Genomic DNA, 15,662 nt, shown 5'->3' with positions numbered 1-15,662 from the left:
GTTGAGGTATGGTGCCTGAGGGGTGGAAGTTAAGCACCATTGAGGAAATATCCAATGTTTCTTCTGGTGGGACTCCCAGCAGAAAAAATGACGCATATTGGAATGGCAACATTCCTTGGGTAACAACTTCTGAGGTTCAATATAAGATTATAGAAGACACCTCTGAAAAGATTACGGAAGAAGGCCTTGCAAACTCGTCTGCCAAGTTATTTCCTGTGGATACCATTCTTATGGCGATGTACGGGCAAGGGAAAACGAGAGGGCAAGTTGCCAAGTTAGGTATTGAGGCCTCAACCAATCAGGCATGTGCAGCGATAGTTTTAAACCCCGGTTATGAAGTTGATTACTACTATCAATTTCTCGTAAGCCAATATGAAAACATACGGGAAATGGCAAATAGTGGAGGCCAAGAAAACTTGAGTAGTGGAATCGTCAAGTCGATACAAGTTCCTGTTCCCCCACTCCCCGAACAAAAGAAAATCGCCCAAATCCTTTCTACATGGGATAAGGCCATCACCACCACAGAGCAGCTGCTCGCCAACAGCCAGCAGCAGAAAAAAGCCCTGATGCAGCAGCTACTGACGGGTAAGAAACGCCTGCTGGATGAGAATGGAGAGAGGTTTAGTGGGGAGTGGTCTGAGGTCAAGTTGTCCTCGATTTTTGATCGGGTTACAGAGAAAAATAATGGTCAAAGTACCAACGTTGTGACCATCTCCGGCGTTCACGGCCTGATTCGACAAGAAGATTTTTTCAAGAAAACGGTAGCCTCTGATACTCTCGACGGTTACTTCTTGCTGAGAAAAAGCCAGTTTGCTTACAACAAAAGCTACTCAAACGGCTATCCGATGGGGGCGATTAAACGCCTGAACCGGTATGACGATGGCGTTGTGACCACCTTGTATATCTGCTTTGAACTGTCGGACGTGAGCAAGGCTGATAGTGACTACTGGGAGCATTACTTTGGGTCTGGCCTTATGAACAAAGGCCTGTCTCAGGTTGCTCATGAAGGCGGCCGAGCACACGGGCTTCTAAACGTGAAGCCTACTGACTTTTTCTCGCTGAGAGCGCCTCTTCCAATACTGGAGGAGCAACAAAAAATCGCTGCTGTTCTCTCCACCGCCGACCAAGAAATCACCACCCTGCAACAGCAGCTCGATCACCTGAAACAAGAGAAAAAAGCCCTGATGCAGCAGCTGCTGACGGGTAAACGGCGAGTTAAAGTCGATGAACAGGAGTCCATATGCTGACGGCCATTCACCTTAGTCAGTTCAAAAGCTATCAGCAAGAATCCCTGCTTCTATCCCCCTTGACGTTGATGATCGGAGCCAATGCCTCTGGCAAAAGCAATGCCATTGAAGCCTTTCGTTTTCTCTGCTGGCTGGCGCAAGGGCAGAAGCTGGATGTCCTTCGCCATCAGGTGCAGGATTCCGAGCAGGTCGTGCGGGGGAGGGTGCGGGATCTGGGCTATCTGGGCAGCGATAGCTTTAAACTGGGGTGTTCAACGGATGATAACGACTGGAATCGCCTGGAGATCGAACTGGCGCTGCGGGATGACGAGCTGCATATCGCCCAAGAAAGCATCCGTTCACCGTCGGAGAACTTCCCCCTGTACCGAATTGAACAGGCCTCGCAGGGGCTGACCAATACGATTCGGGTGGCTTACAACAATTTTGCGCGGGGAGGGAAAAAACCTCAGCTCAGCTGTACCGACCAAATCACCGTACTGAACCAGCTGGCCTCTTCAGCATTGTTTGAGGCGGGTCATAAAAAAGCTCAGGAAGTCATTCCTGAAGTAACCGGCCGTTATCAGAAGTTGCTGGCGAATACGCTGTTTCTTGACCCTGTGCCCTCTCAGATGCGGGAAGCCAGCTACCCGGATAAACGCCTGAAAGGGGATTGTTCCAACCTGTCTGGCGTTTTGTATCGCCTGTGCCAAGACTCGGCAACCAAAGACCAAGTGATTGCATTTATTCGCAGCCTGCCCGAGCAGGATGTAACAACCCTCAATTTTCAAGAGGGGTTACGGGGGGCTCGGTTGGTTGAATTGGTAGAAAGTTTTGGGGGCCAACAGCGTCGCTGGACGGCCGATTTGCTTTCCGATGGCACCTTGCGCGTGCTGGCCATTGCGGCGGCTTTGTTGTCTGCCGAGCCCGGCAGCACCGTGGTGATTGAAGAAGTGGACAACGGTATTCATCCCTCTCGTGCTCGCCAGTTGCTAAATACCATGCGTGAGCAAGCCCAACAACGGGGCGTGCGATTGCTGCTATCAACACACAATCCTGCACTGATGGATGCCTTGCCAGATGCGGCTTTGGGTGATGTGGTGTTTTGTTATCGCTGTCCGGAAACCGGTGCCAGCAAACTGATCCGTCTGATGGATTTACATGACTTTCCTGGTTTGCTAGCTCAAGGCCCGCTGGGTGAATTGGTTACGAGCGGCACCGTTGACCGTTTTGTCAAATCCCCAGAAACGCCGGAACAGAAAAAACAGAAGGCACTGGCCTGGCTGGCAAGGATGCAAGGGGATGATGAATGAGCAGCGTCATTATTCTGGATACCAGCGTGTTTCTGAATATATTGAATGTACCCGGTAGAAATCAGCAAAAGAATCAGGTTTTTCAGGATTTTGCCCAGTATATCGAGATGGCATGCACCTTTATTTTACCGATGGCCACGGTGTTGGAGACCGGTAATCATATCGCCCAGAATGGCGATGGCAGAACGCGCCGTCAGGTGGCGCAGAAGTTCTGCGAGGCGGTGTCCGAATCCTTTCATGGCAATGCCCCCTATCAAACCAGTGACTTCCCCAAAAATAAGGAAGTGATGGAATGGCTGAACAAGTTCCCTGATCTGGCGGGACAGAACAAGTCGGAGACTCGCCGGGGAGAAGGCACCAGCTTGGGTGATTTGAGCATTATTGAAGAATTTAATACCTGTAAAAGCCGATTCCCCATGACGGAAATTTTCATCTGGTCACTGGATGCAGACTTGACTGCTTATCACTACCAACCGAATTGATCGGGACATTCGAATGGATAACGACCTAATCCTCTACACCACCGACGATGGTCAATCCCAGTTCGTATTACGCGAGTTGGGAGACCAGATCTGGCTGACCCAGCTGGAAATGGCTGACCTGTATCAGACCAGCAAGCAGAATATCAGCAAGCATGTAAAAGCCGTATTGTCAGATGGTGAGCTGGCTGAAGGGGCAGTTGTAAACCAAAAGTTTACAACTGCCGATGACGGTAAAGAGTACCTAACGAAGCTTTATGCTCTGCCCATGATCATCGCGGTGGGCTACCGGGTTCGTTCAACCCGTGGGACTCAGTTCCGCCAGTGGGCCACTCGTACTCTGGGGGAATATCTGACCAAAGGCTTCGCTATGGATGACGAACGCCTGAAAGACCCCAAATGGGACTATTTTGATGAGCTGCTTGAACGCATTCGTGACATACGTTCGTCCGAAAAGCGTTTCTATCAAAAAGTCCGTGATCTTCTGGCGCTGTCTGAAGACTACCGAGCCAATGAAAAAGAGACTGGGCAGCTTTTTGCTGAAGTGCAGAACAAATTATTCTTCGCTGTAACCGGACATACAGCAGCAGAGCTGGTTGTACAGCGGGCAGATTCAAGTCAGCCAAATATGAATCTGACCAGCTTTTCAGGCCTGCGTGTTCGCAAGGCGGATGTTGTGATTGCCAAAAACTATCTGCAAGCGGATGAGCTGGAGCAACTGAATCGCCTGGTCAGCATGTTTCTCGAATTTGCTGAGTTCCGGGCAAACAGCAAACAACACCTTAAGCTCGATGACTGGCGCAAGTATGTCGACAACTTTATGGCGTTCAACGAACAGCCACTACTGAATAACGCCGGGCATATCAGTCGCTCCCGGATGGAACAGATTGCCAACCAGCGTTATCAGCAGTTTGACCAACAGCGAAAATCAGCAGAAGCAAAGGCAACCGACGCCGCAGAAATAGCTGAACTAGAGAAGCTGCAACAGCGTTTGCAGCAGCAGAAAAAGGCCAAGGAATGACCACTTACACCGTCCCCAAATTCCAGGAAGAATACAGCGCCAAACTGCCTGCGTTGGCGTTGCTGACCAATCTTGGCTGGTCGTTTCTGTCGCCGGGTCAGGCGCTGGCCACCCGTGGTGGCAAGTGCGATCAGGTTGTGTTGCACGATGTGCTACGGGCAGAGCTGCAAAAGCGCCGCTTTACCTATGCTGGTCAGCAGTACCCCCTGTCGCAACAATCCATTGATAATCTGATTGCCGAGGTTTGCAGCCCTGCGCTGAATGAAGGGCTGCTGAGTGCCAACGAAAAGATCTACAACCATCTGCTTTACGGTATCTCGGTAACGGAATTTGTAGAGGGTAAAAAGGTCAGCCCCACCATTCCTCTGATCGATTGGCAGAGTATCACCAATAACAGTTTTACCTTTACCGAAGAGTTTTCCGTGAGTCGCTCCGGTGGTGCCGGTTCATCTCATCAGGATAAGCGCCGCCCGGATATCGTCTGTTTTGTGAACGGTATTCCGCTGGTGGTGATTGAGGCCAAGCGGCCAGACGGAAAAAAAGGGCCAACCATGGCGGAAGGAGTTTCGCAATGTTTGCGTAATCAGCGCCATGATGAGATCCCAATGCTGTTCGCCTACAGCCAGCTATTGCTATCGATCAACGGCAATGAGGGACGCTACGGCACTTGTGGTACACCGGCCAAGTTCTGGTCGACCTGGCGTGAGGAGGCTATTTCTGAGCCTGAAAAGTTCGCCATCAAGAACTGCACACTGACTGCACCACAACTGGATCAGTTATTTGGTCATCGAAAAGCCGATGACCGCCAATGGTATGAAGGCCTCATCGCCGCTGGCGAGTTGGCGGTTACCGGCCAGGACGAATTGCTGATCAGCCTGCTGAGCCCCCAGCGCCTGTTCGAAATGGTGCGCTACTTCACCTTGTTTGATAAAAAAGTTGGCAAGGTGGTAGCGCGCTACCATCAGGTGTTTGGTATCAAGGCGCTGATTGAGCGTATCAATACCCGTAAGTCATCTGGAGCGCGTCGGGGTGGTGTGATTTGGCATACCACCGGATCGGGAAAATCGATGACCATGGTCTTCCTGAGTAAGACCCTGATTCTGCATAACGACCTGAGGCAATGCCGGATTGTGGTGATCACTGACCGGGTAGATCTGGAAAACCAGCTCAGTACGACTTTTTCATCCAGTGGTGAGCTGGCGGACAAGAAAGACAAAGCCGCTGCCATGGCGACTTCTGGCCGCCGCTTGGCAGATCAAATCGGTACGGGTAACGAGCGAATTATTTTCTCGCTGATCCAGAAGTTTAATAGCGCGACCAAATTGCCCGAATGCGTGAATACCAGCCCGGACATTATCGTGCTTATCGATGAAGGTCACCGCAGTCAGGGGGGTGAAAACAGCATTCGTATGCGTCAGGCGCTGCCCAACGCTGCGTTTGTTGCCTTTACTGGCACACCGCTACTGAAAGACGACAAGACCGAAAACAAATTCGGCAAGATCGTACATGCCTATACCATGCAACGTGCAGTAGAAGATAAAACCGTTACGCCGCTGCTGTACGAAGAACGTATCCCGGATATGGATATTAACGAACGGGCGATAGATGCCGGGTTCGAGCGTATAGCGACGACGCTGACCGATGCACAAAAAACCGACCTGAAACGCAAGTACGCCAAAAAAGGTGAGTTGTATCAGGCCTCTGATCGTATTCAGCTGATTGCCAACGACATAGCCCAGCATTTTGCCAACAATCTGGATGCCGAGCTGAATGGTCAGCTGGCGTGTGATAGTAAGGCTTCGGCTATCCGGTACAAAAAATACCTGGATGAAGCTCAGGGCTTGCTGCCTGCAGACAGCCGCTTTGAATCGGCGGTGATCATGAGCCCACCGGATACCCGCGAAGGCAACACCTCGGTGGATGAGTCTGCCATGCCAGCAGTAACACAGTGGTGGCAAGACAATGTTGGTTCGGAAGATGAGCAGGACTACACCCAATGTATGATCAAGCGCTTCGGTGACGATAAAGATCCGCTGAAACTGCTGATCGTGGTCGACAAGCTGCTGACCGGCTTTGATGAACCGAAAAACGCGGTGCTGTACATCGACAAGCCACTGAAAGAACACAACCTGATTCAGGCGATTGCTCGTGTGAACCGCCTGCACGCTAAAAAGCAGTTTGGTTTGCTGATCGACTATCGCGGCATTCTGGCTGAGCTGGATACTACCATCCAGAAGTATCAGGACTTGGCTTCCCGCACGCAGGGCGGATATGACATCGACGATATCAAGGGCCTGTACGAGCAGATGAGCACCGAGTACAAGCGCCTGCCACATCTGTACAAGCAGCTATGGGCGATCTTTGATGGCGTTAAGAACAAAAATGATATTGAGCAGTTGCGCCAGGTGCTGGTCCCCAAGATTGAAGACAGAGATGGAGAGCTGGTGGATGTGCATCTGAAGGTACGGGAGGACTTCTATGAAGCCCTGACCGCCTTTGCCAGCTGCTTGAAGGTTGCATTGCAGTCGGCCACTTTCTTTGAGGACAAGAGCTTCAGTGACGATGATCGCCGTCACTACAAGGAAACCGTCAAACAGCTATCCAGCCTGCGCCAGCTGGTGAAACAGGATAACGGGGAGCAGGTGGACTACGATGATTATGCGGATCAGGTGAAGAAGCTGCTGGATAAGCATGTGGTTGGCGTGGAAGTGCGTGAACCCGATGGTGTTTACGAGGTTGGCAAGATGGGACAGCAGAAACAAGAAGACTGGACGGAACAAAAGACTCGCAACGAAACCGACATCATTAAAACCCGCGTCACCCGGATGATCGAGCAGGAATTGCAAGATGACCCTTATGCGCAGGAGACGTTTTCAACGCTGCTGCGCAAGGTGCTTGAAGAAGCCGAACAGCTGTTTGATCATCCGATGAAACAGTACCTGCTATTTCAGGAGTTTACCGAGCAAGTGGCGCAGCGCCAGCTGGACGATATTCCTGATCTTTTTGCGGGTCATCGTCACGCTCAGGCCTACTTTGGTTTGTTCAAGCAGGTGCTGCCGGAAGTATTCATCGTGATGGATCAGCAGGTTCAGGATAAGTGGGTGAAGCTGGCCTTTGAAATGGATGAAGCGGTTACTCAATCCGTTGCTGAAAACTCCATTAATCCACAGAACATCGAGGCGGATATTCGCAAGAAACTGCTGCCGTTATTGTTCAGGGAAGCCAAAGGGGTGGGTGCCGGTATGGATCAGGCCAAGAAGCTGGTGGAGAAGGTCGTACAAATTACCCGTGTCGGTTTGAGCCAGGCTGAGTCCTGAGTGATGTGGAGAGACGATGGTTTCATGCGTTGGGTTTCGATGCGATGGCCAGAAGCCATGTGTCGATATGAAGTGCTGCAAACATGAGTGTGATGATCTATCCGCAGGGGCGCACATTGAGCTTTGTCTATGGCGATGAACGCATCCTGGTTTGCCGGGAAGACCGGCCCAAAGTCACCAGTCGGGTGCAGATCAAGGTGTACCCTGATGGTCGAGTAGTGGCGGCGGCTCCCTCAGATATCGATGATCATGCTGTGCTGGTGGCCGTTAAAAAACGGGCGCGCTGGATTCACCAGCAGTTGCGTGACTTCCGCCAGCAATATGAGCACCTGATTCCACGCCAGTACATCAGTGGAGAAAGCCACTTGTACTTGGGCAAACAGTACATGCTGAAAGTGATTGAATCGGAGGATCACACTCCGCAGGTAAAGCTGCTGCGCGGCAGTCTGGAGGTGTCCGTTCGACAGCGCCACTCCGGCAATGTCAAGACTCTGCTGGCGGAGTGGTACAAGGACAAGGCCCGCGATGTTTTCGCTCGCAGACTGGATGCCATGCTGGAGCACACGCTTTGGGTATCTGAGCGGCCACAGTTCAGAACTCGGGTGATGCAAACCCGCTGGGGCAGTTGTTCACCCAAGGGCTGTCTGACCCTCAACCCTTATCTGGTGAAAGCCTCACGCGAATGCATCGACTATGTGCTGCTGCATGAGCTGTGTCATCTGGCGGAACACAATCATAGTGAACGGTTTTACCGTTTGATGAACCAGATTATGCCTGGTTGGCAGTCAGTGAAAGAAAAGCTGGATGGCATGGCACATCGTTTGCTTCTGAATTAAAGGCAACGTAACACGTCTTCGTCGATGAGATGCCAAACAGCCAGGGAGCCGCAGCAAACGATGCAAACGACTGCAGGTCAGTCACCGTGCCGAAGCCACGCTCAAGGCCGTTAATCTGGGGTTGGTGAACCCATCAGATAGGCTGTGATGCGTGGCAGGCCTTGATGGCGGTTAGCCCTGCAGCCACTGGGTGGCCTGGTCTTGAGTGGGTACGCCACCTTTGTGTACGACTGTTTCGTCGATAACGACCGCAGGGGTCGACATAACGCCATAAGCCATAATCTGTGGCAGGTCTTCAATTTTCTCAATCTTGACCTCTATTCCCAGCGCCTGGGCGCTGTCTGCCAGCACTTGTACGGTGTTTTTGCATTTGGCACAGCCGGTGCCCAGTACTTTGATGGTTTTCATCGACAACCTCTTTTATAAAAGAAATAACACACTGTTAAAAATCCAGCCAATGACAGTAAAAGACACCAGCAACATAGCGAACAGAATCGCCAGCAAGCGCCACTGCATGACCTGTTTGAGTAATACAAATTCGGGGAAACTGGCAGCCACGGTGCTCATGCAAAACGCCAGGGTTGTGCCAATCGGCAAGCCGTTGGTGATCAGGCTTTCCATCACCGGAATGACGCCGGTGGCGTTGGAATATAATGGAATGCCAACCAGCACGGCGGCAGGCACTGTCCACCATTGGCCAGCGCCGAGGTGCTGTTCGATCCAGCCATCGGGGACAAAACCGTGCAGCGCAGCGCCCAGACCGACACCGATAATCACCCATTTCCAGACTCGGGCAAAAATCTCCAGGGTCTCGGTTTTGGCGAACAGGTGGCGGTCATGGAATGACATGGCTTGAACTTCAGCTGAGTTGTCGTTGCCGGTTTGCTGGGCGCGGCCATTTGCCAGCGCTTTGGCAGCAAAGGACTGCAGCCAGCGTTCGGCGCGGATACTGTCGAGAAACAGCCCGCCGAGCATACCCACAATCATGCCGACCACGACGTAAAGGACGGTGAATTTCCAGCCCAGCAGGCTGAGCAGTAACAGAACCGCGACTTCGTTGATCAGCGGGGAGGTAATCAGAAACGACATGGTAATCCCGACCGGAATACCGGCGGAGGTAAAGCCGAGAAACACGGGAATACTGGAACAGGAGCAGAACGGAGTAATCGCTCCAAAGCCGGAACCCAACAGATAGCCAATGCCGCGATTTTTGCCCGCCAGATAATCACGCACTTGCTCGACATTCAGCGAGGCGCGTAACAGGGCGATGATGTAAATAAGCACCAGCAAGAGTGCAAAGATCTTGCTGACGTCTTCGACAAAGAAATGTAACGCATCCCCGAGTTTGGTCTCGGGCAGGAAGCCCAGCAGGTCGTAGATCAACCAGCTGGCGAAATCGGTGAATATCTGGAACATCGTGCGCTCTCTTACGTGTGTCTGTTACTGAAGACGCATGGGCCAGCAAAAGGATGCAGGTTTTTTTATAACTGTTTATGGTTGATATCTTATGGATCATGCCGCAGTCGGATTGTGGCTTCTGGCTCAAGCCGGATGCCGTCAGTTGGAGGACGACGGCCGACGATGGCTGTAGACCTTGCCCTGTTCATCAAACTGGACATGACAGTGTTCAACCAGCGAGTGACGCAGCCGCTGGCGTGCGCGTAACAGGCGGGCCTTGGCTGCCGACAGGCTGATCCCTGCGCTGGTGGAGTAGGATTTCACCGTCTGGTTATTGAGGTCGCAATATTCCAGTATCTCTCTGTCTGTGGTATTCAGACGGGCAAGATTACGGCTCAGACATTCCGAGAGCAGATCGATATCATCCAGCTCCGGGGTCGAGTCCGGCTGTGGTATATCTATATCTTCCGGCAACTCGCTCAGTGGATGTTGTCGGCGATGATTATCAATAATGACGTTGCGGGCAACACGAAACATCCAGGCACGGGGCTGTTGTACGGCGCAGAACCTGGCACCTTGTTGCAGTGTACGCAGCAGTACTTCTTGCAGCAGGTCATCTGCGATCGTTTTGTCGGTGACTCGTTGCTGTAAAAAAGCCCTGAGTTCTGCTTCGTGCTGTCGTATTGCCTGTAAAAGACATTCCAATGATGGTTACCCTGTGCAATAAGCCGTGTCAGCGGGGGGTTGCGGGCGCTGGCGCGTGTTGTTCCGGGACGGGATATGCTACCACTCGACGATCGTTGGCGTCATCATCCTGCACCCCGTGGGTTGTCTTGTCACCTGGGCAGAGACTCTGTGTCTGGGCTGGCTATTTTGCTTGTTATTCTGTTTGAGAGGTTAGAGGTTGTTATGGCACTGGATATTTGGCTAACGTTTTTTAACTGCCTGTTGGGTGATCAGTTTTTCTCCTGGCGCCGGAGCGGTGGCGTCGATGTCGAGCGGCTTGCAGTATGGGTTTCGTCACGGTTACTGGAATGTGATTGGGTTACAGCTGGCGCTGGTTGTACAAATCGGGGTGGTAGTGGCTGGCGTTGGTGCGGTGCTGGCGACGTCTGCCTGGGCCTTTGAGGTCATCAAGTGGTTTGGGGTGGGCTATCTGGTCTATCTGGGCTGGCTGCAATGGCACGCCACTCCGGCAAATCTGGATGACGAGGTGGAGCACGCTCGGGACACCCGGCGTGAATCACCAGCCAGACTGGTTCTGAAAGGTTTTTTGGTGAATATGAGTAACCCCAAAGCCATCGTATTTATACTGGCGGTGTTGCCGCAGTTCCTGAATACAGAGGTGGCTTTACCACTTCAGTATGGCGTTATGCTGATCACCATGGTGGCGGTAGATCTGGTGGTGATGGTGATTTACACCGGCCTGGCTGCGAAAGTATTACGTTACTTGCAATCACCGCGTCAGCAGCGTTTGTTAAATCGCAGCTTTGCGGTGATGTTTGTGGGGGCTGCGTCGTTATTATCGACCGTGCATCGGGCCGGTTAATCGTCAGTCCGCGGTATCCAGTGTCGGGTAATCGGTATAACCGGCACTGCCGGGGCTGTAATAGGTGTTGTGGTCCCCTTCGTTCAAGGCGCTGCCGTTGCGTAACCGCTCCACCAGATCCGGGGTAGCAATGTAGTCACGGCCAAAGGCGACAGCATCAACCGTGTTGTCGGCCAGTAATTGGCTGGCGCTATCCGGGCTGAGGTTCATATTGCCAATCCAGGTGCCGTTGAAGCGTTTGCGTAGTTGGGGAGTCAGAGCATCGGTCTGGTTGAGGTCTTCGCGGCTGAAAATAAAAGCAATATCCCGCTGGTTGAGGGCATCAACCAGATAACCAAAAGTGGCTGCCGGGTCGTCATCGCCCATATCCTGGGTGTCGCAAGCGGGCGACAGGTGGACGCCGACGCGGCTGGCTCCCCACACAGCAATCAGGGCATCGGTGGCTTCGAGCATAAAGCGGGCGCGGTTTTCAATCGGGCCACCGTAGGCATCGGTACGCTGGTTGGTGCTGGTTTGCAGGAACTGGTCGGGCAGGTAGCCATTGGCTCCGTGTAATTCGACGCCATCAAAACCGGCGGCTTTGGCGTTTTCAGCCGCTTGCCGATAAGCCTCAATAATGGCGGGTATTTCATCGGCTGCCAGTGCGCGTGGTACCGGGTACTCGACCTGGGGGCGCAGTAGCCGGACATGGCTGCGCAGGGCAACAGCGCTGGAGGATACCGGTGTTGCTCCGTCCAGGTAGTGCGGGTGCGAGACCCGGCCGACATGCCACAGCTGGCAAACTATTTTGCCGCCTGCTTGATGCACTGCCTCGGTGATGAGTTGCCAGCCTTTGACTTGCTCATCCGACCAGATGCCTGGTGTATCCGGGTAGCCAACTCCCATTGGCATGATGGCGGTGGCTTCGCTGATGATCAGTCCGGCGCTGGCCCGCTGGCGGTAGTACTCAACCATCAGGGTATTGGGAATACGGCCGGGTGCCCGACAGCGGGTCAAGGGAGACATAACGATGCGGTTGGCTAATTCCAGATCACCCATCTGGATGGAATCGAACAGGCTGGGCATGGCGGGAGTGCTCCTGAGGTGGTGGCTGTCGGGCATCACTATGCAACATCAGAAAGTGGGAAAACAACCGTACGGGGGGCGCGGCAATAGGACGGTATATTCCGTCTGGAGTCTTATTTTGTGTCAGACAGCCATGCTGCTGTGGCATGTGCATGAACCGGCAGTTTAATGTAAACCGGCTTGGCGGTCTCTCCCCGGTTTTTTTTGATGAGTAATAAAGATGGGCGGCTCAAACCGTTTGCGCTACGGGTTTGCGGTTAAGGGTTGTCATGATCACACCGGCCAGAATCACAAACACCAGGCAACCTTCGAAGCCGACGGTCAGCTGATGAGCGAGTTGCGCTTCATCGGTCAGCGCTGAGCTGCTACCCGCTTCGGTTGCAGCAACAATGACTACCAGAATGCTCAGACCCAGGGTGCCACCAAGCTGGTGGGCAACATTAACCATACCGGAGGCTGCGCCGGAATCTTCTTCCCTGATACCAGCTACGCCGGCGATTGTCAGTGGCCCAAGTACCGCACCGTTACCCAAACCGATCAGCAACATGGGTAAACCAATGGCCAGCCAGTAGTCGCTCCTGCCATCACTCATCGCCAGCCAGGCCATACCAATACCCAGGATAACCAGCGCCAACAATGCCACGTTGTGGTTGCCGAGTTTACGCGTCAGGCGCGGTACTTGAGTGGAGGCAACAAAAGTCAGTACGGTGAACGGCAGAAAGGCAATACCAGCCTCAACCGGAGAAAAGCCAAGAATCCGTTGCAATAATTGAGTGGCGAAAAACAGGAAACCAACCATGGCGCCTAAAAACATCATACGGGCCAGATAAGCACTGACTCGTTCACGGCTTTTGAACAAACGCATGGGGAGTAGCGGGGTGGGGTGGCGAGATTCGATACGCAGAAACCAGCCCAGAAAAAGCACGGCTGTGGCGAGACTTGCCAGAGTTGTCGCATCTGTCCAGCCTGCCTGGGTGGAATGTACGGTGCCGAACACCAGAGCGCTCATTCCCAGCGTTGAAGTGATGGCTCCGGTGATATCGTAATCGGCCAGCGATTTTTTACCAGCGGGAGGCTGGGCACTCTGGTCGCGCAATATTTTCCAGGTCGCTAGCATCAATAACAGGCCTACGGGGGCATTCACCCAAAAACCAACGCGCCAGCTTAACAATCCGGCAAACAACCCTCCAAGTACCAACCCCAAACTGGCTCCGATACCGGCGGTAGCGGCATACCAGGCCAGCGCTTTGATGCGCTTGGGGCCTTCTGGAAAGTAGGATGACAGCAAGGCCAGTGTGGAGGGCGCAAGAATGGCTGCACCAAAACCTTGCAGGGCGCGTCCCCCCAACAAGACCAGCGGAGATTGAGCCATGGCAATCAGCACTGATGAAAGGGCAAACAAGGCCAGCCCGATCATTAACATACGCTGACGACCCAGCAGATCACCACTGCGTGCGCCCAGTAATAACAGACTGCCGAAGGTCAGGGTGTAGGCATTCTGAACCCAGGACAGCATGGCATTGGAAAACTCCAGCTCGGCCTGAATTTCCGGCAGGCCGGTAATCACAATGGAGATGTCCAGAATAATCATCACATAACAGGCCAGTACCAGTGCAAGTACCTGATTGGGGTTGGTGGTGTTCTTGGTGTTTGTGTTGTTTGTGTTGTTTGTAGTGTGGGTGTTGTTGGAGTTCGACAAGCTTGTCTTTGATGCCTGCATCTTCATCGCGGTTTGATCCAAAAGAGTGTATGGCTATATGGAAGCGTTAGCTGAAAAAGTTGGGTGAACGGCCATGCTAAGAGATTTATATCTATCAATATACTGGGGTAAACCGCTTGAGCTTGTGTGAGTAATTCATGAATTATGGCCGATGAAGTCTGAGCGGATATAGTCAGCGCAGCATCTCTACGACTTACTGAGATAAAAAATCTGTTTGTTTCATGAGCTGAATGCATTAATGCAACCCAGCTGCCCTGCCTAATCAATAACGCGGATTCCCCTTACTATTATTCGATTACTCGATCGTTGCTTGGCGTCATTGCGGATCGGTGTTTGCCGTTCGGATGTCCAGCACATTGTGTCTGCCTTGATATGACGGCTGATACGCCGAACCATTGCCCCACAGGAGAATCCACTCATGATTTCCGTGATCAAAAATGCTTCGCAGCCGTCCTGGCGTGATCCATCCGACTGGTTTACCGGCACGGTGCTGCCCCAGACGTTGCCATGACACATATTGCCATGCAGGAAGCGCTGGATGGCGAAGTGGTGGAATGGCTGGAACAGATGACGGATCAGCAATACCCATCCGTAGAATAATCCGTATAAGGCACCGCAGTGGTGCCCACAACGTACCGCTCGCTTTTATCAAATGACATCGAAGAGAGAATTGTTATGAAAACTGCAAGTTATGCTGCCCAAGCTGCAGAATCCCTGCTCGCCCCCATGACCATTGAACGTCGTGAACCTCATGCCAATGATGTGTCGATTGATATTCTGTATTGCGGTGTCTGCCACTCGGATTTACACACCGCTCGTAACGACTGGGGCTGGACGGTATACCCGGCAGTACCGGGTCATGAAATTGTTGGTCGGGTGTCGGCGGTGGGTAGCGAGGTGGCCAAATACAACATTGGTGACCTGGTTGCAGTGGGCTGTATGGTCGACAGCTGCCAGCATTGCAAACCCTGCCATGCCGGAGAAGAGCAATACTGTGGCCACCGGGTGGATACCTACAATACGCCGGATGGCAGCGCCATGGGTCATACCATGGGGGGGTATTCCAACCATGTGGTGGTACGTGAAGAATTCGTTCTGAGCGTGCCCGAAAATCTTGATACCGCCCGTGTCGCACCGCTGGTGTGTGCCGGTATCACCACTTATTCACCGCTGCGTACCTGGAACGTGGGGCCAGGCAGTCAGGTCGCGGTGATTGGCCTCGGTGGTCTTGGCCATATGGCGGTGAAGCTGGCGGCGGCGATGGGCGCACACGTAACGGCCATCACCCGCAGTGCGTCGAAAGCCGACGAAGCGAAGGCTTTGGGGGCCGATGCCGTGCTGATCAGCACCGATACGGCTGCCATGAAGCATGCCGCTGATCGTTTTGAATTGATCATTGATACCGTACCGGTAAAACACGATATCAACCCGTATATGCCGTTATTGGAACTGGATGGCACGCTGGTGATTGTTGGTCAGGTGGGGTTAATGCAGGAATTGCACACAGCCCCGATGATTCTGGGCCGCCGCCGGGTGGCTGGTTCGCTGATTGGCGGTGTTGCCGAGACCCAGGAAATGCTCGATTTTTGTGGCAAAACCGGTGTCTTGCCAGAGGTGGAAATGATCCGTATGGATCAAATCAACGAAGCCTACGAGCGACTGGAAAAGTCCGATGTGCGTTATCGTTTTGTGATTGATATGTCATCGATGCCAGCCTTCGAAGGCTGATGGCCGTCGCCTG

Annotated in this window: 13 protein-coding genes; 8 read left to right on the top strand and 5 right to left on the bottom strand. The window is 52.9% G+C overall.

Annotated elements, in window-relative coordinates; all coding sequences use genetic code 11:
• Nucleotides 1-8: 8 nt before the first annotated feature.
• From WG929_RS08120 to WG929_RS08095, 6 genes are all read left to right on the top strand, one after another.
• A complete protein-coding gene (locus WG929_RS08120) occupies nucleotides 9-1,247 on the top strand; it encodes a restriction endonuclease subunit S (RefSeq protein WP_416205647.1) in 1,239 nt (412 codons plus the stop codon).
• Nucleotides 1,241-2,536 (top strand): AAA family ATPase, encoded by a 1,296-nt coding sequence (locus tag WG929_RS08115; RefSeq protein ID WP_416205646.1) that lies wholly within the window; start codon nucleotides 1,241-1,243, stop codon nucleotides 2,534-2,536. The genes WG929_RS08120 and WG929_RS08115 overlap by 7 nt, the downstream gene beginning before the upstream one ends.
• On the top strand, nucleotides 2,533-3,018 hold the full coding sequence (locus WG929_RS08110) for a hypothetical protein (RefSeq protein WP_416205645.1): 486 nt from the start codon (nucleotides 2,533-2,535) through the stop codon (nucleotides 3,016-3,018). Before WG929_RS08115 ends, WG929_RS08110 begins: the two co-directional genes overlap by 4 nt.
• Nucleotides 3,019-3,031: 13 nt before the next feature.
• A complete protein-coding gene (locus WG929_RS08105) occupies nucleotides 3,032-4,036 on the top strand; it encodes a virulence RhuM family protein (protein WP_416205644.1) in 1,005 nt (334 codons plus the stop codon).
• On the top strand, nucleotides 4,033-7,353 hold the full coding sequence (locus WG929_RS08100; protein WP_416205643.1) for a type I restriction endonuclease subunit R: 3,321 nt from the start codon (nucleotides 4,033-4,035) through the stop codon (nucleotides 7,351-7,353). Before WG929_RS08105 ends, WG929_RS08100 begins: the two co-directional genes overlap by 4 nt.
• An 83-nt stretch (nucleotides 7,354-7,436) precedes the next feature.
• The gene (locus WG929_RS08095; RefSeq protein WP_416205642.1) at nucleotides 7,437-8,189 is read left to right on the top strand and encodes a M48 family metallopeptidase; all 753 of its coding nucleotides are present in this window, start codon (nucleotides 7,437-7,439) and stop codon (nucleotides 8,187-8,189) included.
• 171 nt (nucleotides 8,190-8,360) lie between these two features.
• Here the strand turns inward: WG929_RS08095 and WG929_RS08090 are convergent, their stop codons facing one another.
• From WG929_RS08090 to WG929_RS08080, 3 genes are all read right to left on the bottom strand, one after another.
• Entirely contained in the window at nucleotides 8,361-8,597 is a 237-nt protein-coding gene (locus WG929_RS08090; RefSeq protein ID WP_416205641.1) for a thioredoxin family protein, read from the bottom strand.
• A gap of 12 nt (nucleotides 8,598-8,609) precedes the next feature.
• On the bottom strand, nucleotides 8,610-9,605 hold the full coding sequence (locus tag WG929_RS08085; protein ID WP_416205640.1) for a permease: 996 nt from the start codon (nucleotides 9,603-9,605) through the stop codon (nucleotides 8,610-8,612).
• 141 nt (nucleotides 9,606-9,746) lie between these two features.
• Nucleotides 9,747-10,292 carry a sigma-70 family RNA polymerase sigma factor gene (locus tag WG929_RS08080; protein WP_416205639.1) on the bottom strand — a complete coding sequence of 182 codons (546 nt, stop codon included), beginning with the start codon at nucleotides 10,290-10,292 and terminating at the stop codon, nucleotides 9,747-9,749.
• Between the two features lie 286 nt (nucleotides 10,293-10,578).
• On the opposite strand from WG929_RS08080, the gene WG929_RS08075 reads away from it, so the two are divergent.
• Entirely contained in the window at nucleotides 10,579-11,136 is a 558-nt protein-coding gene (locus tag WG929_RS08075; protein WP_416205638.1) for a LysE family translocator, read from the top strand.
• Between the two features lie 3 nt (nucleotides 11,137-11,139).
• Here the strand turns inward: WG929_RS08075 and WG929_RS08070 are convergent, their stop codons facing one another.
• Both WG929_RS08070 and WG929_RS08065 read right to left on the bottom strand, forming a co-directional pair.
• Nucleotides 11,140-12,201: an alkene reductase gene (locus WG929_RS08070; RefSeq protein ID WP_416205637.1), complete on the bottom strand. Its 1,062-nt coding sequence runs from the start codon at nucleotides 12,199-12,201 to the stop codon at nucleotides 11,140-11,142.
• 229 nt (nucleotides 12,202-12,430) lie between these two features.
• Entirely contained in the window at nucleotides 12,431-13,900 is a 1,470-nt protein-coding gene (locus WG929_RS08065) for an MFS transporter (protein ID WP_416205636.1), read from the bottom strand.
• 696 nt (nucleotides 13,901-14,596) lie between these two features.
• Between WG929_RS08065 and WG929_RS08060 the strand changes: the two genes are divergently transcribed.
• The gene (locus WG929_RS08060; RefSeq protein WP_416205635.1) at nucleotides 14,597-15,649 is read left to right on the top strand and encodes an NAD(P)-dependent alcohol dehydrogenase; all 1,053 of its coding nucleotides are present in this window, start codon (nucleotides 14,597-14,599) and stop codon (nucleotides 15,647-15,649) included.
• The last annotated feature ends 13 nt before the right edge of the window (nucleotides 15,650-15,662 follow it).

This window comes from Oceanobacter antarcticus (assembly GCF_044962685.1).
Classification (GTDB): domain Bacteria; phylum Pseudomonadota; class Gammaproteobacteria; order Pseudomonadales; family Oceanobacteraceae; genus Oceanobacter; species Oceanobacter antarcticus.
Note: the sequence above shows the minus strand (reverse complement) of the source record. Positions and strands in the feature narration are given on the sequence as shown.